Source organism: Agrobacterium sp. O3.4 (genome assembly GCF_041414895.1).
Lineage (GTDB): Bacteria > Pseudomonadota > Alphaproteobacteria > Rhizobiales > Rhizobiaceae > Agrobacterium > Agrobacterium cucumeris.
This window is the reverse complement of record NZ_JALPZP010000003.1, coordinates 170861-196435: the sequence shown is the minus strand read 5'-3', so window position 1 is coordinate 196435 and position 25575 is coordinate 170861. Positions and strand designations below refer to the sequence as shown.

Annotated in this window: 21 protein-coding genes and 2 riboswitches; of the genes, 16 read left to right on the top strand and 5 right to left on the bottom strand. The window is 58.8% G+C overall.

Annotated features, from left to right (window positions below; translation table 11 throughout):
• The first annotated feature begins 135 nt into the window (after positions 1 to 135).
• The 6 genes from M0412_RS18160 to M0412_RS18135 all read left to right on the top strand — a co-directional run bounded on the left by M0412_RS18160 (position 136) and on the right by M0412_RS18135 (position 8671).
• Positions 136 to 873 carry a LuxR family transcriptional regulator gene (locus tag M0412_RS18160; protein ID WP_142842209.1) on the top strand — a complete coding sequence of 246 codons (738 nt, stop codon included), beginning with the start codon at positions 136 to 138 and terminating at the stop codon, positions 871 to 873.
• A gap of 106 nt (positions 874 to 979) precedes the next feature.
• Entirely contained in the window at positions 980 to 4441 is a 3462-nt protein-coding gene (pyc, locus tag M0412_RS18155) for a pyruvate carboxylase (RefSeq protein ID WP_269701022.1), read from the top strand.
• 126 nt (positions 4442 to 4567) lie between these two features.
• A complete protein-coding gene (locus tag M0412_RS18150; protein ID WP_269701024.1) occupies positions 4568 to 5368 on the top strand; it encodes a DeoR/GlpR family DNA-binding transcription regulator in 801 nt (266 codons plus the stop codon).
• 12 nt (positions 5369 to 5380) lie between these two features.
• A complete protein-coding gene (locus M0412_RS18145; RefSeq protein ID WP_269701027.1) occupies positions 5381 to 6571 on the top strand; it encodes an MFS transporter in 1191 nt (396 codons plus the stop codon).
• 120 nt (positions 6572 to 6691) lie between these two features.
• Entirely contained in the window at positions 6692 to 7942 is a 1251-nt protein-coding gene (ispG, locus tag M0412_RS18140; RefSeq protein WP_142842216.1) for a flavodoxin-dependent (E)-4-hydroxy-3-methylbut-2-enyl-diphosphate synthase, read from the top strand.
• A gap of 66 nt (positions 7943 to 8008) precedes the next feature.
• Positions 8009 to 8671 carry an OmpA family protein gene (locus M0412_RS18135; RefSeq protein ID WP_065114337.1) on the top strand — a complete coding sequence of 221 codons (663 nt, stop codon included), beginning with the start codon at positions 8009 to 8011 and terminating at the stop codon, positions 8669 to 8671.
• 31 nt (positions 8672 to 8702) lie between these two features.
• Here the strand turns inward: M0412_RS18135 and M0412_RS18130 are convergent, their stop codons facing one another.
• Positions 8703 to 9617: a polyprenyl synthetase family protein gene (locus tag M0412_RS18130; protein ID WP_269701031.1), complete on the bottom strand. Its 915-nt coding sequence runs from the start codon at positions 9615 to 9617 to the stop codon at positions 8703 to 8705.
• A gap of 234 nt (positions 9618 to 9851) precedes the next feature.
• On the opposite strand from M0412_RS18130, the gene mtgA reads away from it, so the two are divergent.
• Entirely contained in the window at positions 9852 to 10499 is a 648-nt protein-coding gene (gene mtgA / locus M0412_RS18125; RefSeq protein ID WP_237681433.1) for a monofunctional biosynthetic peptidoglycan transglycosylase, read from the top strand.
• Between the two features lie 14 nt (positions 10500 to 10513).
• On the opposite strand, the gene M0412_RS18120 is transcribed toward mtgA, so the two are convergent.
• Together M0412_RS18120 and metA are read right to left on the bottom strand one after the other, a co-directional pair.
• Positions 10514 to 11533: an aldose epimerase family protein gene (locus M0412_RS18120; protein ID WP_142842222.1), complete on the bottom strand. Its 1020-nt coding sequence runs from the start codon at positions 11531 to 11533 to the stop codon at positions 10514 to 10516.
• A gap of 74 nt (positions 11534 to 11607) precedes the next feature.
• The gene (gene metA, locus M0412_RS18115; protein WP_142842224.1) at positions 11608 to 12534 is read right to left on the bottom strand and encodes a homoserine O-succinyltransferase; all 927 of its coding nucleotides are present in this window, start codon (positions 12532 to 12534) and stop codon (positions 11608 to 11610) included.
• Positions 12535 to 12616: 82 nt separating this feature from the next.
• Positions 12617 to 12693, bottom strand: a riboswitch (SAM riboswitch).
• An 89-nt stretch (positions 12694 to 12782) separates the two neighbouring features.
• Here metA and M0412_RS18110 point away from each other — a divergent pair.
• From M0412_RS18110 to M0412_RS18080, 7 genes are all read left to right on the top strand, one after another.
• A complete protein-coding gene (locus M0412_RS18110; protein ID WP_269701035.1) occupies positions 12783 to 13436 on the top strand; it encodes a thiamine diphosphokinase in 654 nt (217 codons plus the stop codon).
• 4 nt (positions 13437 to 13440) lie between these two features.
• Entirely contained in the window at positions 13441 to 15267 is a 1827-nt protein-coding gene (locus tag M0412_RS18105; protein ID WP_269701037.1) for an ABC-F family ATP-binding cassette domain-containing protein, read from the top strand.
• A gap of 91 nt (positions 15268 to 15358) precedes the next feature.
• Entirely contained in the window at positions 15359 to 15751 is a 393-nt protein-coding gene (locus M0412_RS18100) for a VOC family protein (protein ID WP_137085453.1), read from the top strand.
• 45 nt (positions 15752 to 15796) lie between these two features.
• Positions 15797 to 15907: riboswitch (TPP riboswitch) on the top strand.
• A gap of 37 nt (positions 15908 to 15944) precedes the next feature.
• Positions 15945 to 16958, top strand: a complete 1014-nt coding sequence (gene thiB / locus M0412_RS18095; protein ID WP_269701039.1) for a thiamine ABC transporter substrate binding subunit — start codon at positions 15945 to 15947, stop codon at positions 16956 to 16958.
• A gap of 19 nt (positions 16959 to 16977) precedes the next feature.
• Complete coding sequence (thiP, locus tag M0412_RS18090) at positions 16978 to 18618, top strand: thiamine/thiamine pyrophosphate ABC transporter permease ThiP (protein ID WP_269701040.1); 1641 nt, start codon at positions 16978 to 16980, stop codon at positions 18616 to 18618.
• On the top strand, positions 18615 to 19331 hold the full coding sequence (locus tag M0412_RS18085) for an ATP-binding cassette domain-containing protein (RefSeq protein WP_269701042.1): 717 nt from the start codon (positions 18615 to 18617) through the stop codon (positions 19329 to 19331). The genes thiP and M0412_RS18085 overlap by 4 nt, the downstream gene beginning before the upstream one ends.
• Before the next feature lie 253 nt (positions 19332 to 19584).
• Positions 19585 to 21099: a M48 family metalloprotease gene (locus M0412_RS18080; RefSeq protein WP_371338326.1), complete on the top strand. Its 1515-nt coding sequence runs from the start codon at positions 19585 to 19587 to the stop codon at positions 21097 to 21099.
• A 4-nt stretch (positions 21100 to 21103) separates the two neighbouring features.
• Here the strand turns inward: M0412_RS18080 and M0412_RS18075 are convergent, their stop codons facing one another.
• Complete coding sequence (locus M0412_RS18075) at positions 21104 to 21700, bottom strand: TetR/AcrR family transcriptional regulator (protein WP_269701371.1); 597 nt, start codon at positions 21698 to 21700, stop codon at positions 21104 to 21106.
• Between the two features lie 97 nt (positions 21701 to 21797).
• On the opposite strand from M0412_RS18075, the gene M0412_RS18070 reads away from it, so the two are divergent.
• Positions 21798 to 22307, top strand: a complete 510-nt coding sequence (locus M0412_RS18070; RefSeq protein ID WP_269701044.1) for a DinB family protein — start codon at positions 21798 to 21800, stop codon at positions 22305 to 22307.
• Between the two features lie 57 nt (positions 22308 to 22364).
• Here the strand turns inward: M0412_RS18070 and leuC are convergent, their stop codons facing one another.
• The gene (gene leuC, locus M0412_RS18065; RefSeq protein ID WP_269701046.1) at positions 22365 to 23774 is read right to left on the bottom strand and encodes a 3-isopropylmalate dehydratase large subunit; all 1410 of its coding nucleotides are present in this window, start codon (positions 23772 to 23774) and stop codon (positions 22365 to 22367) included.
• A gap of 412 nt (positions 23775 to 24186) precedes the next feature.
• Between leuC and M0412_RS18060 the strand changes: the two genes are divergently transcribed.
• Complete coding sequence (locus tag M0412_RS18060) at positions 24187 to 25464, top strand: MFS transporter (protein WP_142842243.1); 1278 nt, start codon at positions 24187 to 24189, stop codon at positions 25462 to 25464.
• Positions 25465 to 25575 lie beyond the last annotated feature (111 nt).

Genomic DNA, 25575 nt, shown 5'->3' with positions numbered 1-25575 from the left:
GCATCTTCGTTTCAAGGATTGCTAACGACGATATGTTCAATCTGAAATGACCGGCGCCCGAGTAACATGACGTCATCGCGGGACCATGTCCTTCGTGTCATCCCTTTCAAATCAAGCTCCGGACCCTGTGTCTTTATGCACGATATTCTTCATTTCATCTCTGCGTGTTACCAGGCGGGAAACGCTGATCGCGTTCGCGCCGATTTTGCCACGCTCATACGCGAATATGGTTTCGAATATTTCCTCGTCAGCAGGCGTCTGACCGGTGAGATCGCCTCTACCGGCCAGATTCTCGCACAACATCTGCCCGACGGCTGGCTCGAGGTCTACCGGGCCAAAAAATACAATCTTGTCGATCCCGTTCGCAAGGTGATCGGCATGGTGCACAAGCCGTTTCAATGGAAAGAAGCGCTGGAAGGATTGCCGCGTGCGATGCACCGAAAAAGGGCGAGCGTCTTTTTTCACGATGCTGGCCGTTATGGTCTGCAGGGTGGTTATGCCTTTCCCGTGCATGGCCGCGCGGGGTTTATCGGCGCGGTCTTCATTGGCGGCCAGGACCGGCAATTGCCGTCGTTGCAGGTTGAACTGCTTGATGCGGCGACACGCGCGGTGTTCTGGCGCCTGCTTGACCTTTCCGGTCAGGCCCATGGTCTCAACAATGCCCCGGATGTTTCCGCTCTGGAGTTGACGAGGCGTGAAATGGAAGTGCTGACGCTGATGGCAGATGGCATGACTTCGACGGAGATTGGACGCCAGCTATCCATCTCCAACCATACTGTCGATTGGTACATCAACGGAATCCAGCGCCGTTTCAGCGCCAAGAACCGACAGCATACCGTAGCACTTGCTTTTCGCCATGGTTTGCTGAGCTAGCGCAAACAGGACAGTTCTCGCCGGAATTGCCCTTTCCAAGACCGGGTTTTGCTGCTTAATTCCGCAGTGCAGCAGAAATTTTGTTTTGGCGTGTGGGGAGACCGTCTTGAAGATATCGAAAATACTTGTTGCCAACCGATCCGAAATAGCGATCCGCGTTTTCCGGGCAGCCAACGAGCTTGGGATAAAAACCGTTGCGATTTGGGCGGAAGAAGACAAGCTGTCTTTGCACCGCTTCAAGGCGGACGAGTCCTATCAGGTCGGCAGGGGTCCGCATCTCGCCAAGGATATGGGGCCGATCGAGAGTTATCTGTCGATCGAGGAGGTCATCCGCGTGGCCAAGCTCTCCGGAGCGGATGCTATACATCCCGGTTATGGCCTTCTGTCCGAAAGTCCTGAATTCGTGGAGGCCTGCAACGAGGCCGGCATTACCTTCATCGGACCGACGGCGGATACGATGCGCCAGCTTGGTAACAAGGTCGCCGCCCGCAATCTGGCGATTTCCGTTGATGTCCCCGTGGTTCCCGCCACCGACCCGCTGCCGGACGATATTGCGGAAGTGGAGCGCATGGCTGAGGCAATCGGCTATCCGGTCATGCTCAAGGCCTCCTGGGGCGGCGGCGGTCGCGGTATGCGCGCCATTCGCAAAAAGGAAGATCTGGCCCGTGAGGTAACGGAAGCCAAGCGCGAGGCGAAAGCCGCTTTCGGCAAGGACGAGGTCTATCTCGAAAAGCTCGTGGAGCGTGCGCGCCACGTGGAAAGCCAGGTGCTTGGCGATACCCACGGTAATGTCGTGCATCTGTTCGAGCGTGATTGTTCGATCCAGCGGCGCAATCAAAAGGTCGTGGAGCGTGCACCTGCACCATATTTGTCTGAAGCCCAGCGCCAGGAACTGGCGGCCTATTCGCTGAAGATCGCGGCTGCGACCAATTACATCGGTGCCGGCACGGTCGAATATCTGATGGATGCCGATACCGGTAAATTTTACTTCATCGAGGTCAATCCGCGTATTCAGGTGGAGCATACCGTCACCGAAGTCGTGACCGGTATCGATATCGTCAAGGCGCAGATCCATATTCTCGAAGGGGCTGCGATCGGTACGGCGGAATCCGGCGTTCCGCGTCAGGAAGATATCCGCCTCAATGGCCATGCGCTGCAGTGCCGCATCACGACGGAAGACCCGGAACACAACTTCATTCCGGATTACGGCCGTATCACCGCCTACCGCTCGGCTTCGGGCTTCGGTATTCGTCTGGATGGCGGCACGTCCTATACGGGCGCTGTCATCACCCGTTATTACGATCCGCTGCTGGTGAAGGTCACCGCGTGGGCGCCGCAGCCGGATGAAGCAATCAGCCGCATGGACCGTGCGCTGCGGGAATTCCGTATCCGCGGCGTTGCGACCAACCTCACCTTCCTTGAAGCCATCATCGGCCACGACAGTTTCCGCAACAATACCTACACGACACGCTTCATCGATTCGACGCCGGAGCTGTTTGCGCAGGTCAAGCGTCAGGACCGCGCCACCAAGCTTTTGACCTATCTTGCCGACGTGACCGTCAATGGTCACCCGGAAACCAAGGGACGCGCCAGACCGTCCGACAAGGCGGCAAAGCCCATCGTGCCTTACATCGATGCGCCGACGCCTGATGGTACCAAGCAACTACTGGACAAGCTCGGTCCAAAGGGCTTTGCGGACTGGATGCGCAACGAAAAGCGCGTGCTGGTCACCGATACGACCATGCGTGACGGACACCAGTCGCTTCTGGCCACCCGCGTTCGCACACATGATATCGCCCGCGTTGCCAGCGTTTACGGCAAGGCGCTGCCGCAGCTTCTGTCGCTGGAATGCTGGGGTGGTGCGACATTTGACGTCTCCATGCGCTTCCTGACCGAAGACCCTTGGGAGCGTCTGGCGCTCATCCGCGAAGGCGCACCGAACCTGCTGCTTCAGATGCTTCTGCGTGGCGCAAACGGCGTCGGGTACAAGAATTACCCCGATAATGTCGTTAAATATTTCGTCCGTCAGGCCGCAAAGGGTGGCGTCGATCTTTTCCGTGTCTTCGACTGCCTGAACTGGGTGGAGAATATGCGGGTCTCGATGGATGCGATTGCCGAGGAGAACAAGCTCTGCGAGGCGACCATCTGCTATACCGGCGATCTGTTGAATTCGGCGCGTCCGAAGTACGATCTCAAATATTATACCGGCCTTGCCGCCGAGCTTGAAAAGGCAGGCGCTCATATCATCGCCGTCAAGGACATGGCGGGCCTGTTAAAGCCGGCTGCCGCCAAGGTTCTGTTCAAGGCGCTGCGCGAGGCGACCGGTCTGCCGATCCACTTCCACACCCATGATACGTCGGGCATTTCCGCCGCGACCGTTCTTGCGGCAGTGGATGCCGGCGTCGACGCCGTCGATGCTGCAATGGATGCTTTCTCCGGCAATACGTCGCAGCCATGCCTTGGCTCGATCGTGGAGGCGCTGGCGGGGTCGGAGCGTGATACGGGTCTCGATACCGAATGGATCCGCCGCATTTCCTTCTATTGGGAGGCCGTGCGCAACCAGTATGCGGCATTCGAAAGCGATCTGAAGGGGCCGGCCTCGGAAGTCTATCTGCATGAGATGCCGGGTGGCCAGTTCACCAACCTCAAGGAACAGGCCCGTTCGCTGGGTCTCGATAGCCGCTGGCACGAGGTGGCGCAGGCTTACGCCGACGCCAACAGGATGTTCGGCGATATCGTCAAGGTGACACCGTCTTCCAAGGTTGTTGGTGACATGGCACTGATGATGGTCAGCCAGGATCTGACGGTTGCCGATGTCGAAAACCCTGATCGCGAAGTGTCCTTCCCGGATTCAGTGGTTTCGATGTTGAAGGGCGATCTCGGACAGTCGCCGGGCGGCTGGCCGGAAGCCCTGCAGAAAAAGGCGCTGAAGGGCGAAGCACCCTATACGGTTCGTCCGGGTTCGCTGCTGGCGGATGCCGATCTCGATGAAGAGCGCAAGGTCATAGAAACCAAGCTGGAGCGCAAGGTCGACGACTTCGAGTTTGCGTCCTATCTGATGTATCCGAAGGTGTTCACCGACTTCGCGCTCACCGCCGAGACCTATGGCCCGGTTTCCGTGCTGCCCACCCATGCATATTTCTACGGCATGGAGGATGGCGACGAACTGTTTGCCGATATCGAACGCGGCAAGACGCTGGTCATCGTCAACCAGGCTTCGTCCGGTACGGATGAAAAGGGTATGGTGACGGTGTTCTTCGAGATCAACGGTCAGCCACGCCGCATCAAGGTTCCGGATCGCGCCCACGGCGCCTCCGGTGCCGCCGTGCGCCGCAAGGCCGAACTTGGCAATGCGGCGCATATCGGCGCGCCGATGCCGGGCGTGATCAGCCGCGTCTTCGTCAATCAGGGTCAGGAGATCAAGGCTGGCGACGTGCTTTTGTCCATCGAGGCCATGAAGATGGAAACCGCGCTTCACGCCGAGCGTGACGGCAAGGTCGCCGAGGTTCTCGTCAAGCCTGGCGACCAGATCGACGCGAAGGATCTGTTGATCTCCTACGCCGAATAAAGGCGTATTACATCGGCAATAAGAGTGCAGACGCCCGCCTTTCGGCGGGCGTTTTTTATTGCGCTGCTGCAAAAACTCGAATATGCCTGTTCATGCACGTTTATTCCTGTTTATGCATGAGTCTCGATGAGCGATCATTTTGTCAGTGAGCGGCAGGCGCTCATCCTAGCGCAGTTGCGGCAGAGCGGCCGCGTGCTTGCGCAGGATCTTGCCCAGAATTTCGGTGTTTCCGAAGACACCGTGCGCCGCGACCTGCGCGAGATGGCGGCGCGCGGGGAATGCCTGCGGGTTTATGGCGGAGCGCTGCTTTCTGATAGCATGACGGTGCCGTTGAAGACGCGCATTACTGAGGATGCCGATCGCAAGGCCCTGCTGGCGCGTGCCGTCATTCCGTTTCTCGAGCCGGGCATGGTCGTCTTCATCGATGCCGGCTCCACGAACCTCGCTGTCGCAAGGGCCATTCCCGCCGGTCTCAAGTTGACGGTAGTGACCAATACACCCACCATAGCCGCCGAACTGACGGGGCGGGCCGATATCGATCTTGTGCTGATCGGCGGCAAGGTCGATCCGGCCGTCGGCGCCGCAATCGATGCTATGGCGCTCAGGCAGCTCGAACTGATGCGGCCTGATCTCTGTATTCTCGGTGTTTGCGGTGTCGCGGCGGAGACGGGTCTGTCTGCGGATGTTTTCGAGGATGCGGTGTTCAAGCGGCTTGCCTGCAGCGCCAGCCAGCGGATCGTCGCTGCAATAACGACGGAAAAGCTCGGCCATAAGGCGGCTTTTCATGTGCATGATTTTTCCCCACCGCTTTGCCTCGTGCTGGAACAGGATGCCGACCGCGCATTGGTAGAGGCACTGTCGGCAAAAGGTGTAGACGTTCATTGCGGCGACGAAGACGCCGTTCAATTTTCCCACGGTCAAGTCTGAAGGATATTACCGATGAATGGCCCCACGACATTTTCGCCGACGGCTGCGCGCTCGTCCTATCTGACGCGGCACAGGCTGGGTGTTTCCCTGCTGTTCTTGATGAACGGTTTCATGATGGGCTCATGGGCACCCAAGATTCCGGAATTTGCGGCGCGGCTGTCGCTCAGCGAAAGCGCGCTTGGCCTGATCATTCTGGTCTTCGGCATTGGCTCGCTGGTTTTCATGCCGATAGCCGGTTCCCAGATCGCCCGTTTCGGTTCGCGCACGGTCAGCCTGGTCACTGCGGCGATCTTCCTGCCGACACTGCTTTTCATCTCCTGGGCTGGCACGATCTGGGCGGGTGTGATTGCGGTCTTCCTGTTTGGCGGCCTCACGGGGGCGATGGATGTCGCCATGAACGCCAATGCCGTGGCGGTGGAGCGGGACATGCGCCGCGCGATCATGTCGTCCTGCCATGCCTTCTGGAGCCTTGGCGGCCTGATCGGCGCCGGTCTTGGCGGTTATCTCATCACGGCAATCGGTGTGCAGGGCCATGCCATTGCGTTGACGGTTATCGCGCTTGTATTGCTGGTCATTGCCTGGCCGCGGGTGCTCGCGGATCGTCCGCATGCCGAGGCCGAACGTCCGAAAGGTGGCTTGCCGCTGACGCCGCTGCCGTGGATCATCGGCCTGATGGCGCTGTTTTCGATGGTGCCGGAAGGCGCGATCCTCGATTGGGGTGCGCTTTATCTGCGCAATGAACTGGGGGCTTCCGTCTCGCAGTCCGGTTTTGCCTTTGCGGCCTTCTCCATGACCATGGCGGCCATGCGTTTTGCCGGCGATCTGGTGCGTGACCGGTTCGGTGCGGTCAACACCCTGCGGTTCTGCTCGGTCATGTCGATCACCGGTCTCTTGATTGCCGGCCTTGCGGGGAGCTCCACTTTCGTGATTATCGGCTTTGCCATTGCCGGCATCGGCATTTCCAACATGGTGCCCATCGCCTTTTCCGCGGCGGGCAACATGCCGGGGCTGGCACCGGGAATCGGGCTCTCGGTCGTCACCACCATGGGTTATTCCGGCATTCTGGTGGCGCCGTCAGCCATCGGTTTCATTGCCGAACATACGGGTCTCGCCAGTGTCTTCCTTGCATTGCCGTTGCTGCATGTGGTGGTTTTGCTGCTTTCGCGGCTTGCCCGGCATGCGGATGGAGCAGGCAAAGAATAGGCGTCTCGAATTTTGCCATGATTGCGGTAAAGTAGAAGCTCTTATGCGTTGGGTGTTGACAAGCCGGCCCCCTTGTTTCACCTCAATTGACAGACCTTGCCGCAAGCTCCAGAGACCGCCATGACGTCACATGCCGATTACGATCCAAAGCCCCGCCGCGCATCCGTCGCTGTCGACGTGGGCGGCGTCATCGTTGGCGGCGGTGCGCCCGTCGTCGTGCAGTCGATGACCAATACCGATACCGCTGACATCGACGCCACCGTGCAACAGGTGGCCGCGCTTTTCCAGGCCGGTTCGGAAATGGTGCGTATTACCGTTGACCGCGACGAGAGCGCTGCAGCCGTGCCGAAAATCCGCGAGCGGCTGCTGCGTCTCGGCATGGATGTGCCGCTGATCGGCGATTTCCATTATATCGGCCACAAGCTTCTGGCCGATCATCCGGCCTGTGCCGAAGCGCTGGCGAAATACCGCATCAATCCCGGCAATGTCGGCTTCAAGGACAAGAAGGACAAGCAGTTCGGCGAAATCGTCGAAATGGCGATCCGTTATGACAAGCCCGTGCGCATCGGCGTGAACTGGGGGTCGCTCGATCAGGAATTGCTGACCACGCTGATGGATCGTAACAAGGAAGAGGGGTTTCCGCTCTCCGCCCGTCAGGTCACGCGTGAGGCCATCGTCCAGTCGGCGCTGATTTCCGCCGAGCTTGCCGAAGAGATCGGCCTGCCGCGCAACCGCATCATCCTTTCGGCCAAGGTCAGCCAGGTGCAGGACCTGATTGCCGTTTATTCGATGTTGTCGGAGCGCTCCAACCACGCCCTGCATCTGGGCCTGACGGAAGCCGGCATGGGTTCCAAGGGCATCGTCGCCTCGTCTGCCGCCATGGGTTACGTTCTGCAGCACGGCATCGGTGACACGATCCGCGTCTCCCTGACGCCGGAGCCGAATGGCGACCGCACCCGTGAGGTGCAGGTGGCGCAGGAATTGCTGCAGGTCATGGGTTTCAGGCAATTCATTCCGGTGGTTGCGGCATGTCCCGGCTGCGGGCGCACCACGTCCACCGTCTTTCAGGAGCTGGCGCAGAATATCCAGAACGATATTCGCAAGAACATGCCGGTCTGGCGTGAAAAATATCCCGGTGTCGAGGCATTGAACGTCGCCGTCATGGGCTGCATCGTCAATGGCCCCGGTGAAAGCAAACATGCCGATATCGGCATTTCCCTGCCCGGAACCGGCGAAAGCCCGGCAGCGCCGGTCTTCATCGACGGGGAAAAGGCGCTCACTTTGCGTGGTCCCAACATTGCCGGTGATTTCGAAGCGCTTGTGGCCGATTACATCGAAAAGCGTTTTGGCCGGAAAGACGCGGCGGAGTAAAGAGTACCGTGAAAAAGCCGGAATTCCACTGTCGTACCTCCTGAACCTCTCGGAGCATCAAAACACATGATCAAAAAAATCGCGATCGTCGCCCTTTGCGGGACCTATCTTTCCGCCTGCACCACCACCGATCCCTATACGGGTGAACAGAAGATGTCGAACACCGCGGGTGGTGCCGGCATCGGCGCCGTGGTCGGCGCGCTCGGCGGTCTGGCTGTCGGCGGTTCGCCGACCGGTCGTCGTAATGCCGCGCTTATCGGTGCGGGCATCGGTGCGCTCGCCGGTGGCGCCATCGGCAATTATATGGATGGTCAGGAAGCCGAGCTTCGCGCCCAGCTTCAGGGTACGGGCGTTTCGGTTTCCCGCCGTGGCGACAGCATCGTCCTCAACATGCCGTCGAACATCACCTTTGCGACGGATCAGGATCAGGTCATTCCGCCGTTTTATCAGACGCTCGATTCCGTCGGCATCGTGCTGAACAAATTCAACCGCACGCTGATCGACATCAATGGTCACACCGATTCCACCGGCAGCCCCGGTTACAATCAGGGCCTTTCGGAACGTCGCGCCGCATCGGTTGCCAATTACCTCGGCGCGCGCGGCGTCGATCAGCGCCGCATTTCGACGCTTGGTTTCGGTGCTTCGCAGCCGATCGCATCGAATGCAACGCCTGACGGTCGCGCTCAGAACCGTCGCGTTGAAGTGCTGATTTCGCCTCTCAAGGGCTGATTGGGTATAGGAGCTGAGCGGGGAAACCGGCTCAGCTTTTCCGTTCGGCAATGAACCTTGCGGCCGCGATGAGAATTGCAGCCTTTTCGCCATAAGGGGCCAAGAGGTTACTGGCTTCCGTTACCTGTTCCTGCAGCTTGGCGCGCGCCCAGTCTTCACCGCGCAAGGCGACCAATGTTCCCTTGCCGCGTGCGGCATCCTTGCCGGTTGCCTTGCCCATGGTGGCGGCATCGGCAGTGAGATCGAGAAGATCATCGGCGAGCTGGAAGGCGAGGCCGATTTTTTCGCCGAAGAGGCGTAGCCTTTGCCGTTCGGAAACATCACTTCCGGAAATGATCGCGCCGGCCTCGCAGGCGAAACGCAGCAAAGCGCCGGTTTTCATAGCCTGCAATGTAATGATGCCGGCCTCGTCCGGCGCCTTTTTTTCTGCAGCAAGATCAAACGCCTGTCCACCGGCCATGCCGCCGATGCCGGCTGCGCGGGCAAGTGAAAGCACGAGTGCGGCCTTACGCTCGGCCGCAAGCGGGTTTTCATCCGAGGCGATAATATCGAAGGCGAGCGTCAGCAGGCTGTCACCGGCGAGAATGGCGGTCGCCTCATCGAATTTGCGGTGCACCGTCGGCTGGCCGCGGCGCAGGTCGTCGTCGTCCATGGCCGGCAGATCGTCATGCACAAGCGAATAACAATGCAGGCATTCCAGTGCTGCGCCGACATAATGGGCAGCTTCGGCATCTCCGCCCAGAAGGGCGGCGCTTTCGATAACGAGAAAGGGCCGCAGGCGTTTGCCGCCGTTCAGCACACCATGGCGCATGGCGTCGAGCAGGTTTTGCGGACGCGTGATCTCGTCTGCGCGTGCTTCACCGGAAAGCAGGCGGCCAAGCAGGGCTTCGGTTTTTGCCGCGTTTTCGCGCAGCCTCGTTTCGAAATTCGTCATCTGAGCGTCCATGCCGCGCTCTTTGACATGCCGCGCGGGGCCAGGCAACCTTTTCGTGATTCCCGGGCGTAACTGTTTGACCAGACTCGCCTTGAAGACGGCAATGGACTATGAAAGGCTTCGATTGGCGCGGGGCTGGGACGGATATTGAGCAGTACGCCTGAAAGCGACGCAGATTACGCCGTGCTGGCGGAAGACCGGAGCAGTCCGAAGGTGGATTTTCGCACGTTGGCAAAGCGCATTATCATGACCTTGCTGGCTTTGCTGATCCTGCCCTATCTGCTGATTCCCGTCTATGCGCTGCCGTTCATGCGGCCCGTTTCGACGCTGATGCTTGCCGATCTGGTAACACTGCAGGGCTATGACCGGCGCTGGGTTCCGCTCGAGGATATTTCGCCCCGTCTTGTGCAATCCGTGATGATGTCCGAAGACGGGCAATTCTGTTTCCATGGTGGCGTGGACTGGAACCAGATGCAATCCGTGGTCAGCAATGCACTCGATGGCGCCTCCACCCGCGGCGCCAGCACCATTCCAATGCAGACAGCCAAGAACCTGTTTTTATGGAACGGCCGCTCGTTTCTGCGCAAGGGACTGGAACTGCCGCTGGCGATCGCGGCCGATTTTGTCTGGTCCAAAAAGCGGATGATGGAGATTTATCTCAACGTCGCCGAATGGGGACCAGGTATTTATGGCATCGAGGCTGCCGCGCAGCATCATTTCAAGGTGCCGGCGGCAAAGCTCAGTTCCCGTCAGGCGGCGCTGCTCGCCGTTTCCCTGCCCAATCCCATTGACCGGGTCGCCAGCAAGCCCGGGCGTGGTCTGCAAAGGCTGGCTGGTGTTATCGAGCGGCGCGCCCGGGCCTCGGGCGCTTATGTCGGCTGCGTACTGGACTGATCCAGCCCGCCCGCTCAGCCCTTCGTGAAAATATAATCTGTTTCCTGACGCAGGGTTTCGCCCGGCCGCAGGATCGCGTGCGGAAAATCAGGGTGATTGACGGCATCAGGCCAGATCTGCGTTTCGAGGCAAAAACCGGCAAAGGGACCATAGTGGCGGCCATCGAGGCCGGGAACCGGAACGTTCAGCTTGAAGGCCGAATAGAACTGCACACCGGGTTCGGTGGTGTGAACCTCAAGGGCGATATCCGAGGCCGGCGAATAGGCGCGGGCAATCTTGCGCTTTGCGCGGCGCTCGGGCGAGAGGCAGAAATTGTGATCGTAGAGGACCTGCTCACCATCCTCCTTGCGCCGCATCGGTGTCGGTTGGCGCAGGTCGAAGACGGTGCCTTCAACAGAGCGGATTTCGCCGGTTGGTATCTGTTTGTCGTTGGTCGGCAGGAAAAAATCAGCGGCGATGCTGATCTCATGCCCAAGTGCGGTATCCGCACCGTCGAGGTTGAAATAGGAGTGCTGGCAGACATTGGCGATGGTCGGCTTGTCGGTCACCGTTTCGTAGACCACCGAAAGCACGCCGCCGTCGAGGATCGTATAGGTGGCGGTGACCGTGCAGTTGCCGGGATAACCGGCGCGACCGTCGGGATCGATGATCTGCAGAACGGCATGGTTTTCGCCATGCTCCATCAGCATCCAGTTGCGTTTGCCCATACCGTCGCTGCCGCCATGCAGATGGGTTACGCCCTTTTCGTTCAGCTCCAGCTGGTATTCTTGCCCGTCGATCGAGAATTTACCGTCGCCGATGCGGTTGGCATTACGGCCGGGGGTGGCGCCGAAATAGGAGGAATATTTATAGTCCTCGAATTTATCGAAGCCGAGAACGAGCGGCGGCTGATGACCATCGAGGCGCAGATCCTGAATGACCGCGCCCCAGGTGATGACTTTGGCCGTCAGTCCGCCCTTCGAGATGGTGACACGCTCGACCTTTTCACCGGTCGCCGTGAAACCGAAATTCTCGCGTGCTGCCCCGTCGCTCATTGCATCATTCTCCCGATTGCCACGAATTGCCGGGCGGACGTTGCGTCATTTCCCGGCAATTCGCAATCGGCAATTTACGCGGCGAGTTTGCCGATGGATTCGAGATCGTAGGGCGTCGTCTGATATATCTCGTTGATCCAGTTGCCGAAAAACAGATGGGCGTGGCTGCGCCAACGGTTCAGCGGGGCAAGCTCCGGGTCATTGTGCGGAAAATAATCATGCGGTAGCTTGATGGGCACTCCGGCATTTGCGTCGCGGAAATATTCATCCGAAAGCGAGGTTGAATCATATTCGACATGATTGAACATATAGAGCCTGTTGCCGGCCTTCTCATGCACCAGACACACGCCCATTTCCTCTGACTCCATCAGGATTTCAAGTTCGGGGTGTTTTTCGATATCGGCGCGGCGTACCTCCGTCCAGCGTGAGACCGGAACCTGGAAATCGTCCGAAAAGCCGCTCAGATAGATCGATGATGGGCAGAGATTGCGGTGGCGATAAACACCGAACGCCTTTTCCTTCAGCTCGTATTTCGGCACGCCGTGGAAATGGTAGATGGCCGCCATCGCGCCCCAGCAGACATTCAGCGTCGAATGGACGTTGGTTTGTGTCCAGTCGAAAATCTTCTGCATCTCGGCCCAGTAGGTCACATCTTCGTAGTCCAGCATCTCGATGGGCGCGCCGGTGATGATGAAACCGTCAAACTTACGGTGGCGCACTTCCTCCCACGTTTCATAGAAGGACAGAAGATGTTCTTCCGGCGTGTTCTTGGCGCGATGGCCGCCGATACGGATCAGCGAAAACTCCACCTGCAACGGCGAGGCGCCGACGAGGCGGGCCATCTGCACTTCCGTCTTGATCTTGTTCGGCATGAGGTTGAGAAGCCCGATCTGGAGCGGGCGGATATCCTGCCGGATGGCCGCCGTTTCGGTCATGACCCGCACGCCCTCATGAACGAGGGTCTCAAAGGCGGGAAGCGTATCGGGAATCTTGATCGGCATGTCGAACTCTCTTTTCGGGTGACGTAAAGAACGTTGCGAAAACAAAAAAACCGGCAGCGAAATCGCAGCCGGTCCCAGGAAATTGCCCTTTTCCTCGACCCTTTAGCGACTTCTTTAAAGTGGCTGCAAGCCGGTCGGCAAATCACCACTGAAGCGTTTCATAATCCCGAAGCCGGCGAAAATCAATATAGGCTGATTTCATCGGGTTTCGGCTTTCCCTTTTTGGCTGAGGTGCGATAAGGCAGGGCATGGATAAAGAGCGCTTCACCATTCTGCTTGGCGGCGATGTCACGGTTACCGACCGCCTGAAGCTGGCGGTTGCCGATAGCCGCGTGATCGCGGCCGATGGCGGCATGCGCCATGCCGGACCACTCGGCCTTACCCCGGAGCTTTGGGTGGGGGATTTCGATTCCGCCAGTAACGATCTGCTGGGCGCCTGGCCAGATGTCGAGCGGCAGCCTTACCCGGCCGCAAAGGCCGTGACCGATGGCGAGATCGCGGTCTCGGAAGCACTCTCCCGTGGGGCGCGTTCGCTGCTGCTGGTGGGGGCGCTTGGAGGCGAGAGAAGCGACCACGCGCTACAACATCTTCTTTATGCGGTGGCGCTTGCCGAACGGGGTCTCGACGTGACACTGACGTCAGGCGACGAGGAGGCGCAGCCACTTCTTCCCGGTTCGCTTGATGTCGATCTGCCGGCCGGTTCGCTGTTTTCCGTGGCCGGATTTACCGCCCTTCAAGGGCTGGATATCGGCAATGTGCGTTATCCGCTTGACGATTTCGCGCTTGCTTTCGGCTCTTCCCGCACTATTTCCAATGTCGCGAATGGCGGCCCTGTGCATTTCTCGCTGAAAAGCGGCAAAGCCATAGTCCTCGCCCGCCCCTATGATCTGACCGGAGCCTGACGCCTTGGCACCCCCAATTTTGAAACTCGACGATATCAAGCTGACTTTCGGCGTGACTCCGCTGCTCGACGGCGCCAATTTCCAGGTGGAGCCGGGCGACCGCATCTGCCTTGTCGGGCGCAACGGCTCGGGTAAATCGACCCTGATGAAGATCGCTGCCGGGCTGGTCGAGGCGCAGTCGGGCGAGGTTTTCCGCCATCCTTCCGCTACCATCCGTTATCTGGAGCAGGCACCGGATTTTGCCGGTTACGATACCGTTCAGGCCTATGCCGAAGCGGGGCTTGGGCCGGGTGATGACCCTTATCGGGTGACGTACCTGCTCGAACATCTCGGCCTGACGGGACAGGAAAATCCGGCAAGCCTTTCCGGTGGCGAAGCGCGGCGTGTGGCGCTTGCCCGCGTCATGGCGCCGGAGCCTGATATTCTGATGCTGGACGAGCCGACCAACCATCTGGACCTGCCCACCATTGAATGGCTTGAAAGCGAATTGCAGCAGACGCGCAGCGCGCTGGTGCTGATTTCGCACGACCGGCGTTTTCTCGAAAAAGTCTCGACCTCGACCGTGTGGCTCGATCGCGGCCAGTCGCGCCGCCTCAATCGCGGCTTTGCCCATTTCGAGGAATGGCGTGACAAGGTGCTGGAAGAGGAAGAGCTGGAGCAGCACAAGCTTGGCAAGGCGATCGAGCGTGAAGAACACTGGATGCGGTACGGCGTGACCGCGCGGCGCAAGCGCAACATGCGCCGCGTCGGTGAACTTCAGGCCATGCGCGCCGAATATCGCGGCCACAAGGGACCGCAGGGCTCCGTGCAGGCCACGGCTTCGGACGTGCGGGAATCCGGCAAGCTGGTCATCGAGGCCGAGGCCATCACCAAGGCTTACGATGAGCGCGTGATCGTCGCGCCGTTTTCGCTCAGGGTGCATCGTGGCGATTGTATCGGTTTCGTCGGGCCGAATGGTGCCGGCAAAACCACACTTTTGAAAATGCTGACCGGCCAGCTTGAGCCCGATAGCGGAACGGTGAAGCTCGGCACCAATCTGGAAATCGCAACGCTTGACCAGAAGCGTGAGGATCTCAATCCCAACGATACGCTGGCGCATTACCTGACTGATGGGCGCGGCGACAATCTGCTGGTCAATGGCGAAGTGAAGCACGTTACGGGTTACATGAAGGATTTCCTGTTCCAGCCGGAACAGGCCCGCACGCCGATCCGCAACCTCTCTGGCGGCGAGCGTGCCCGGCTTATTCTGGCGCGCATTCTGGCGCGGCCGACCAACCTCCTGATCCTCGACGAGCCGACCAACGATCTCGATATCGAAACGCTCGATCTGTTGCAGGAAATCGTTGCGGGTTTTTCCGGCACCGTCATCCTCGTCAGCCACGACCGTGATTTTCTTGACCGTACCGTCACCTCCACCATTGCACCCGCCAATCCGGATCAGCCGGATGGACGCTGGATCGAATATGCCGGCGGTTATTCGGATATGATGGCGCAGCGCAAGGGCGCGGCGGAGGAAAAACGCAAGGCGGAGAAACAGGAAAAGGCGAAGGCCGCACCTTCGACTTCCGCTTCGCAGGAGCCTGCAAAGGCCAAGGGAAAGCTTTCTTTCAAGCAGAAATTCGCACTCGAAAATCTGCCGAAGGAGATGGAAAAAGCGCAGAGCGAAATCGCAAAACGTGAGCAGCGCATGGCTGATCCCGCGCTATTCACCAAGGATCCTGCCACATTCAATACGCTGGCGCAGGAAATGACCAAGCTGCGTGAAAAGCTCGAGACCATGGAAGAAGAATGGCTGGAGCTGGAGATGCTGCGCGAGGAACTGGAAGGCTGAAGGCGATCGTCTTTTGCCGATTGAGTTGTATCCGCCTTTGACAGGGAGGCGGAATTGCCGTTTCCTGTGCGGGTTCGGAGGAGTTCAGAAAATGCGCATGATCTTCGTCAATCTGCCCGTCAAGAATATCGAGACATCCAGAAACTTCTTCACGGCGCTGGGTTTCAGCTTCAATCCAGAATATTCTGACGATCGAACGCTCTGCATGATCGTGGAGGAGAACATCTTCGTGATGCTGCTCCAGGAAGAGCGTTTTCGCGATTTCATCAATGGCGATATTGCCGATGCGAAGAGTAGCACCGAAGTGCTGACCTGCCTGTCCGCCGGAAGCCGCGAGGAAATCGACCGGATGATTGCAACCGCGCTTGCCTCCGGTGGCAGTGGCTGGAAACCCGTTCAGGATCACGGCTTCATGTATGCCGGCAGTTTTCAGGATCCTGATGGTCACGTCTGGGAACTGGTGCATATGACGGCGCAGGGCTGACGACAGCCATCTTGCCAATCGCAGACGGCGGGACTACACCATCATCTTGATCTAACGGGGTGTCTTTTGTGCTTGCGTGCAAAAGGCTGAGAGGCTTGCCAACCCGAAGAACCTGATCCGGTTCATACCGGCGGAGGGATTAGACGGCTTCAAGGCAGGCGGCTATTTCCCTTTTTGTTTTGAGGAGATACCCGTGCGCCGTCGTCTTTTCCTGAATTCCATCGTTGCCGCCTCGCTGTTTCTGCCCGGCCTTGCCGTCGCACAGGACAAGCAGGAACTCACCGTCTACACCTATGAGAGCTTCGTGTCCGAATGGGGACCCGGTCCCAAGGTCAAGGAAGCCTTCGAGAAGGTTTGTGGTTGCACGGTCAATTTTATCGGCGTGGCGGATGGTGTGGCGCTGCTCAACCGCCTGAAACTGGAAGGTGCGGGATCCAGGGCGGATGTCGTCGTTGGTCTCGACACCAACCTCATCGCGGAAGCGAAACAGACCGGCCTTTTCGATGTCAGCGGCATCGATACATCGGCGGCCAAGGTGCCGGGTGGTTATGAGGACGATGTCTTCGTCCCCTATGATTATGGGCACTTCGCGGTCATCTATGACACGCAGACGGTAAAAAATCCGCCGATGAGCCTGAAAGAACTGGTGGACGGCGATCCTTCGCAGAAGATCGCCATTCAGGATCCGCGTACCTCCACGCCGGGGCTTGGGCTACTTCTGTGGGTGAAATCGGTATATGGCGACAAGGCTCCCGAGGCCTGGGCGAAGCTCAGGAAACGCATCCTGACTGTCACGCCGGGCTGGTCGGAATCCTACGGTCTCTTCACCAAGGGTGAGGTGCCGATGGTGCTTTCCTACACCACTTCGCCTGCCTATCACATGGTCGCCGAAAAGACGGATCGCTATCAGGCTGCCTCCTTCTCGGAGGGACATTACATCCAGATCGAAGTGGCCGGCCTTCTCAAAAACGCACCGCACAAGCAATTGGCAAAGCAGTTTCTTGCTTTCACGCTCACATCAGGTTTTCAGGATGCCATTCCCGAAAACAACTGGATGATGCCGGTTGCGGCGACATCGAAGCCTTTGCCCGAGGCGTTTTCCAAACTCGTCGTGCCTGCCAAGACCTTTCTGATGGATCCGGAAGAGGTGGCGAAGAACCGCAAGGCCTGGATCGACGAATGGCTTGTGGCCATGAGCATGAATTGAGGAAAAGGCACGCCCACCCATGATGCTGCGTCGCGATTACCGGCGATCCATTGTTTTCGGAACGGCGGCCTTTGCCGCCGTTTTCCTGTTCATGGCGCTCGCTGTTGCGGCCCTCCTGTCTTTTGATGCCGGCGCATCGGCTGCGGGCATCATGGATACCTATACGCTGCGTATCCTGCGCTTCACGCTTTATCAGGCAATGCTTTCCACCTTCCTGTCCATCGTTCTCGGCCTGCCGGTGGCGCTGGCGCTCGCCCGACGGCGGGATTTTTGGGGAAGGATATGGATTATCAGGCTGATGGCGGTGCCGATGGGGCTGCCGGTCATTGTCGGCGCATTCGGCATTATCGCCATCTGGGGCAGGCAGGGTGTCTTGAATACGGTTCTCGTTTTTGCCGGCGCGGAGCAACCCTTCAGCATTTACGGCCTTTCCGGGATTCTTATCGCCCACGTGTTCTTCAATCTGCCGCTCTGCGTGCGGCTAATGCTGGCCGGGCTGGAGCGCATTCCGGGTGAATATTGGCGCATGGCGGCAAGCCTGGGCATGGGGCCGGTTTCAACTTTCCGCTTCATCGAATGGCCGGCGATTTCGCGGCTTGTTCCCGGTATTGCCGGACTTGTCTTCATGCTGTGCGCCACCAGCTTCACGCTGGTGCTGCTGCTTGGTGGTGGCCCGGCAGCCACGACACTGGAGGTGGCGATCTATCAGGCGCTGCGGTTCGATTTCGATCCGCAGCGGGCGATCGCGCTCTCAGTTTTACAGATTGTCCTTACCGCAATCCTGCTTGGCCTTCTTGCCTTTCTGCCATCGCCGGAAGCGGAAATCGCCTCGCTTGGGCGGCCCCTTCGCCGCTTCGATGGCAAAGGGGTTGGTGCACGTCTCTGGGACGGGGCGGCGATCATTCTTGCGGTTCTGCTGATCGGACTGCCGCTTGTGGCCGTAGCCGTCTCAGGCTTGAGTGCCGACCTGCCGCGCCTTCTGTCGGCACCGATTTTTTTGCGAGCGGCTGCCACCAGCCTTGCCATTGCCGCGCTCTCCGCAACTCTCGTCGTGCTCTGCTGTTTTGCGATCATCGGTGCGCGTCAGGCCGTTGGTTCACGGCGGCGGGCGGTTCGGCCGTTGCGCTTTCTGTCCGCCACGCTCGGCGCGGGGTCTTCGCTTGTACTGCTGGTGCCGCCTGTCGTGCTCGGAAGCGGATGGTTTCTGTTGTTGCGACCCTTTGGTGATGTCAGCTTTTATGCGCCGGTTCTCGTGGCGATCATCAATATGCTGATGGCGCTGCCGCTTGCCATGCGGGTGCTGGATCCGGCCTTTAACAGCCATTTTTTGCGCACCGGCCGGCTTTCCGCCAGCCTCGGGCTTCAGGGGCTGACGCGGCTGCGATTTGCCGATCTGCCGGTCCTGTGGCGGCCCCTGGCGATGGCGTTTTCCTTTGCCATGGCCCTGTCCCTCGGCGATCTCGGGGCGGTTGCCCTGTTCGGGTCGGAAAGTTTCGTCACCTTGCCATGGCTCGTTTATAGCAATATGGGCAGCTACCGCACCAATGACGCTGCCGGATACGCGTTTATCCTCGGTGTCGTCTGCCTGTTGCTTGCCGCAGGCGGCGTTTCACGCCAGTCACAATCACCAGGGGCGCAATCAGCAAGGGCAAACATATGACCGGTGATGATTTCGCAGTTCGACTGGACAGGGTCAGGCTGCTGCTTGGAACGCAGGATTTCGATCTGGATTGCACCTTTCCACAAGGCCAGGTGACCGCCGTTGTCGGCGCATCGGGTTCGGGCAAGTCGACGCTTCTCAATCTGGTCGCCGGTTTCGAAGCGCCTGATTTCGGTCGTGTGCTGATCGGTGGGCGGGACATGACGGCGCTCGATCCTTCCGAAAGGCCTGTTTCATCGATCTTTCAGGACAATAATCTTTTCGCCCATCTCGATATTTTCACCAATGTCGCGCTCGGCGTCAGTCCGGGGCTGAAATTGCAGGCACAAGACCGGAGTAACATCGAGATGGCGCTGGCGCGCGTTGGTCTTGCGGGTTTTGACAGGCGCCTGCCCGGCACGCTTTCCGGCGGCGAAAGACAAAGGGCGGCTCTGGCGCGTGCGCTGGTAAGGAAAAAACCGGTCATGCTGCTGGATGAGCCCTTTGCCGCGCTCGATCCGGGACTGCGCGCGGGCATGACCTCGCTGCTTCTCGACTTGCATGCCGAAACAAAAAATACGGTGATTATTGTCTCACACCATCCGGACGACATAAAAAAGCTGGCGCAGCGGGTGGTTTTTCTTGATCGCGGCCGCGTTGTCTACACCGGCCCGACCGCAGATTTCTTTGCCACACAAAATGTGAAGGCGGTGGACAGTTTCCTGAACGGCTGATCGCCTTATTTTCGACGCGTGCCACTGGCAATCGCTTTAGATGACTTCAATGGCGCTAATTTGCACTTGCCAGTTTCAAGTTGTTGCCCGAGAAAAGACGGGAATTATTGCGTTCTTCAGGAATATTCCGGACTTGATGGATCGTTTTTACCGTATCGGCATTCATGGCTCGTTGGGGCGAATCTGTTATTCTGGTCTGCAATTAACGGATGATCAGGAACGTTAGGGGCAGGCATAGAGAATGAGAAATAGCATGACTGCACAGTGGAGGTTCTTCTCCCGTTCAGGCCTTCGCCGTTCGGGCAGGATGGCTGCTGCCTGGTCCGTGCTGACGGCGTCTGCCGTATTCCTGTCGTCGTGCCAGTCCCTTTTCAGCCCGGCCTACCAATCCACATTGCGCCCGTCGGATAATCCGCAGACCGTGGAAGAGGTGCAGAAGAACGATCCCCGTGCGCAGATGGGTGCACGCGAACATCCGCGCATCGTGGCGAGTTATGGCGGCGAATATCGTGACGCCAAAACGGAGCGGCTTGTTGCCCGCATTGCCGGCGCGCTGACGGCGGTGTCGGAAAATCCGCAGCAGTCCTATCGCATCACCATCTTGAACTCGCCGGCCATCAACGCCTTCGCGCTGCCGGGCGGCTATCTTTACGTGACGCGCGGGCTTCTCGCGCTCGCCAATGACGCCTCGGAAGTGGCCGCCGTGCTTTCGCATGAGATGGGCCATGTCACCGCCAATCACGGCATCGAGCGCCAGCGGCGGGAAGAGGCGGAGGTGATTGCCAGCCGCGTCGTCGCCGAGGTTCTGTCGAGCGATCTGGCCGGCAAGCAGGCGCTGGCGCGCGGCAAGCTTCGGCTTGCTGCTTTCTCGCGCCAGCAGGAATTGCAAGCGGATGTCATCGGTGTGCGCATGTTGGGCGAGGCCGGTTACGACCCATTCGCCTCGCCGCGTTTTCTGGATTCCATGGCGGCCTATGCACGGTTTTCCTCGGCTGATCCCGAAAACGACCAGAGCCTCGACTTCCTTTCCAGCCACCCCAACACGCCGCAGCGCATCGAGCTTGCGCGCCGCCATGCCCGTGCCTTCGGCCAGGAAGGTCAGGTTGGGGATCGTGGACGTGACTGGTTCCTGGATGGCATAGACGGTCTGCTTTATGGCGACAGCCCGCAGGAAGGGTATGTCCGGGGTCAGACGTTCCTGCACGGAACGCTTGGCATCCGTTTTGACGTGCCGGAAGGTTTCGTCATCGACAACAAGGTGGAAGCCGTTCTGGCCACAGGACCCGGCGATATGGCGATCCGTTTCGACGGCGTGGCCGATCCGAAACAGACCACCCTTGCCAATTACCTGACCAGCGGCTGGGTTGCCGGTCTCTTGCCGGAAACCGTCAAGGAAACGCAGATCAATGGTCTGGAGGCGGCGACAGCCCGGGCAAGTGCGGATAAATGGGATTTCGACGTGACCGTCATCCGTGTCGGCCAGCAGATATTCCGGTTCCTGACGGCGGTGCCGAAGGGCAATGCGCAGCTTGATTCCATCGCCAACGTGCTGCGCACGAGCTTCCGCAAGATGACCCCGCAGGAAATCGCATTGCTGAAGCCGTTGCGCGTGCGCGTGGTGACCGTGAAGCCCGGCGAAACCGTGGCGACGATCGCTGCGCGAATGATGGGAACCGAGCGCAAGCTTGACATGTTCCGCATGATCAATGCGATGAGCGCCACTGCCACGCTTCAACCCGGCCAGCGCGTGAAGATCATTTCGGAATAAGATCTCAGCTCGCCGTTACCTCATACAGGTAGGCGTGAACGAGTAAGGTCATTTCCCGCCTGATCCTGGGTGACTGCAATTCCCCGCGCCTGGCGGCGTTGTGAATGATGCCGTCAATGGCGTCGGACACGATCAGAGCGGCAGTCCGGCTGTCCATCGCTGATCCGGCTGGCAGGTGGGCCGTTATCGCTGCCGAGTAAAGACCGAGATATTCCTTTTCAAAAGCGCTGTTGGGATCATTCATTTCCGCGTGGCTGGGTGCGTCATCCAGCAGGACTTTATGAAGTCCGGGATGGAGGCTGTGCACAGCAATCATGCCGGCCACCAGTTCTTCTACGAATTGGAGGAGCGATTGCCTTTGCTCAGTGACGCTCTTCATGACCGCGAGGCAATCTTCAAGGTGGCGATGGCGCACCGCTTCGACAATCGAAACCTTGTCCGGGAAATATTGATATAGCGAGCCGATGCTGACACCGGCGGTTTCCGCCACCCTGTTTGTGGTGAAACCCGCCCAGCCATGATCGCTTAAAATGCGAGCAGCCGCGTGGACGACGGCATCGACGGTGGCTTTCGAGCGCTCCTGGCGCGGCTCTTTGCGCATCGCGGTCTTTCGTTTTGCAATGCGAGTAGACAAGGCACCCTCCATGGCGAAAATATAAACATAGTGCTCACATTTTCAGGATGTAAAGGATATTGTCATGATGGACCTGCTCAGGAGTTTGCTCGGCTATCACGCATGGGCGAACAGGGATTTGTTCGAGAAGCTGCAACAACTCGATCCCGAGCAAAATGCCTCCCAGCAGCACACGGAAATTCGGTTGATCAATCACTATTATGTTGTCGCGAGAATTTTTGCGGGTCACCTCACCGGAACGGCGCATGGCTTTGTCTCTGACAATACCGAGGCAACGCCGGAATTGAATGATCTTGCAAGGGATGTCGCAGCTCTGGATGGCTGGTATCTCGACTATATCGAGAAAACATCGCCCGCATCGCTTGGCGAATTTGTCGCCTTCACCTTCACTGATGGTGACAAAGGTTACATGTCCCGTGCCGAAATGATCTCACACGTGGTCCTGCATGCCGGCATTCACCGAGGCGAGGTTGCGCGCATCCTGACCCAACTCTCAATTACGCCGCCCTGGGATACATTTGCCGTGTTCGTGCACGGTACGCAGCCACAACGGCGTTTGCAGGGCGCGCAATAAAAAGCCACCCGCCCCGGTTTGGAGCGGGTGGCTTTTCTGATGGCTGGCTTCAGGCTCTTATTGCCATTCGCGCACGTCGACAAAGTGGCCGGCAATTGCCGCTGCCGCGGCCATGGCCGGGGAAACGAGATGGGTGCGGCTCTTGTAACCCTGACGGCCCTCGAAATTGCGGTTCGAGGTGGAGGCGCAGCGTTCGCCGGGTTTCAGGCGGTCGTCATTCATGGCAAGGCACATGGAGCAGCCCGGTTCGCGCCATTCGAAACCGGCGTCGAGGAAAATCTTGTCCAGGCCTTCCTGTTCCGCCTGTTCCTTGACCAGACCCGAGCCGGGCACGATCATGGCCGAGACGGTGGGGGCTACCTTGCGGCCATCGACGATTTTCGCCGCTGCACGCAAATCCTCAATGCGGCCATTGGTGCAGGAACCGATAAAGACGCGGTCAACGGCGATATCGGTAATGCGGGTGCCGGGTTGCAGGCCCATATATTCCAGCGCGCGCCACTTGGAGGTGCGCTTGTTCTCTTCCTCGATATCATCAGGATTGGGAACGACGCCTTCGACCGAAGTTACGTCTTCTGGTGATGAGCCCCAGGAGACGATGGGCGGCAGATTGGCTGCGTCCAGCACCACGACCTTGTCATAATGGGCGCCTTCGTCGGATTTCAGCGTCTTCCAATAGGCGATGGCCTGTTCCAGCGTTTCGCCCTTCGGCGCGCGCGGCTTGCCCTTGATGTATTCGAAAGTGGTTTCGTCAGGTGCGACCAGGCCGGCGCGGGCACCGCCCTCGATGGTCATGTTGCAGACCGTCATGCGGCCTTCCATGGAGAGCGACCGGATCGCCTCGCCGGCAAATTCGATCACATGGCCGGTGCCGCCGGCCGTGCCGATCTCACCGATGATCGCGAGGATGATATCCTTGGCGGTCACGCCCTCCGGAACCTTGCCATCAACACGCACCAGCATGTTCTTGGCCTTTTTCTGGATCAGTGTCTGGGTGGCCAGAACATGTTCCACTTCCGATGTGCCGATACCATGCGCCAGCGCGCCAAAAGCGCCGTGAGTGGAGGTGTGGCTATCGCCGCAGACGATCGTCATGCCCGGCAGGGTGAAACCCTGTTCGGGGCCGACGATATGGACGATGCCCTGACGTTTGTCGCGCTCGGAATAATATTCGACACCGAAATCCTTGGCGTTCTGCGCAAGCGCTTCCACCTGAATGCGGCTTTCCTCGTTCTTGATGCCTTCCAGCCGGTCGGCGGTGGTGGGAACGTTATGGTCGACCACCGCAAGCGTGCGCGCCGGCGAATGCACGGGGCGGCCAGCGATGCGCAGACCTTCGAAGGCCTGCGGGCTCGTCACCTCATGGACCAGGTGACGGTCGATATAGAGAAGACAGGTTCCGTCCGGGTCACGGTTGACGACGTGGTCGTGCCAGATTTTATCATACAAAGTGCGGGGTGCGCTCATGGCTCTATGCCTTGTCATGGAAAAGGATAATCAGGGTTCAGTAAGGCGATGGACAGCAGGTGCTGTCAGGCGAGCCTAAGTCGGCTGGTGAGCGCCCCGGAAACGCGCGCAAAGAACCGTGCCGGCAGACGCTTGTGGTCCTGCAGCACATAAACATTCTGAGCGAGACATCCGAATTTAGATCCCATGGCAACTTTAATAGCAGATCGGCAGTTTTACGGCAATATGAATGCTCACTGGCCGTCAGGGGGCCGTTCGGTATCCTTCATATGCGCTGCGTCTACAGTAAATGCCGGTCTCATAACGTGTTCCAGTGGTTATGATGCGGTGCAACTTGCGTATTTTGCGCTGCACATATAGATGGGTTCCCTTATCATTTGCATTCGACGAGAAATCGAAGGGAGGAAAGCATATGGTATCCGAAAAAGCCCTCATCTCGAAGATCACCTGGCGGCTGATGCCGTTTCTTGGCCTTCTCTACCTCATCGCCTATATCGACCGCCAGAATGTCAGCTATGCCAAGCTGCAGATGGTCGATGCGCTGAGCCTCAGCGAATATGCCTATGGCCTTGGTGCCTCGCTGTTCTTCATCGGTTATTTCATCTTCGAAGTGCCGAGCAATCTGTTCCTCAACCGTTTCGGCGCCAGTAAATGGTTCGCCCGCATTCTGGTTTCCTGGGGTGCGGTCACCATCGCGCTTGCCTATACGCAGAACGCCACGATGTTCTACATTCTGCGCTTCCTGCTGGGGCTCTGCGAAGCTGGTTTCTTCCCCGGCGTGCTGTTCCTGATGACGCTGTGGTTCCCGCGTGATTATCGCGGTCGAATGATCGGCCTGTTCATGATTTTCAGCGCGCTTGCCAATGCGATCGGCGCGCCGCTTGGCGGCATGCTGCTCGATCTGGATGGTTTCCTCGGTTATGCCGGTTGGGAATGGGTGTTCCTGGCAACCGGTATTCCTGCCGTCATCGCCGGTATCGCCACCTTCTTTTATCTGGATGATACGCCGGAAAAGGCGAAGTTCCTGACGCAGGATGAAAAGGACTGGCTGAAGAACCGGCTGGCTGAAGAAAACAAGGGCATGGAAGAACATGCGGAGGATGGCTTCAAGGCGCTCATCAATCCGCGCGTGCTGTTCATGGCGCTTTGCTATGTTGGTTTTCCGCTGGCCGCCTATGGTCTCAGCTACTGGCTGCCGACGATCGTGAAGAGCTTCGGCGTTTCCAACACCGCCAATGGTTTCATCAACATCATCCCGTGGGTGATCGTGGCTATTGCCCTCTTCGTTGTGCCTAACGCTGCCGACAAGGCGAAGAACAAGACGCCCTACATTGTCGGCCCGGCTTTTGTCGGCGCGTTCTGCCTGCTGATGTCGGCGCTGCTCAGCGATCCGGTCCTGCAGTTCAGCTTCCTCTGCATCGCCGCTGCGGGCATCTTCGCCGGCCAGCCGGTGTTCTGGAGCCTGCCCGGCCGCTTCCTCAAGGGAGCTGGTGCCGCCGCAGGCATTGCCGCCATCAACTCGGTGGGCAATCTCGGTGGGTTCGTGGCTCAGAATGTGGTGCCGTGGATCAAGGATCAGACCGGCAGCACGATTGCGCCGATGTTCTTCCTTGCCTTCTGCCTGGCGCTTGCGGGTGTGCTGGTCATCATCGCCGCGCGTAAAATGGGTGATCAGGCCAGGGCGGCCTGATTTCCTTTGATCAATACGACAGCCGGCTCTACCGGCGTGGGTTTACGTAGGGAGTTTTTGGATCAGGTGGTTTTACTCAGAGTACAGCCCGTTTGCACCTAAATTGCCGCA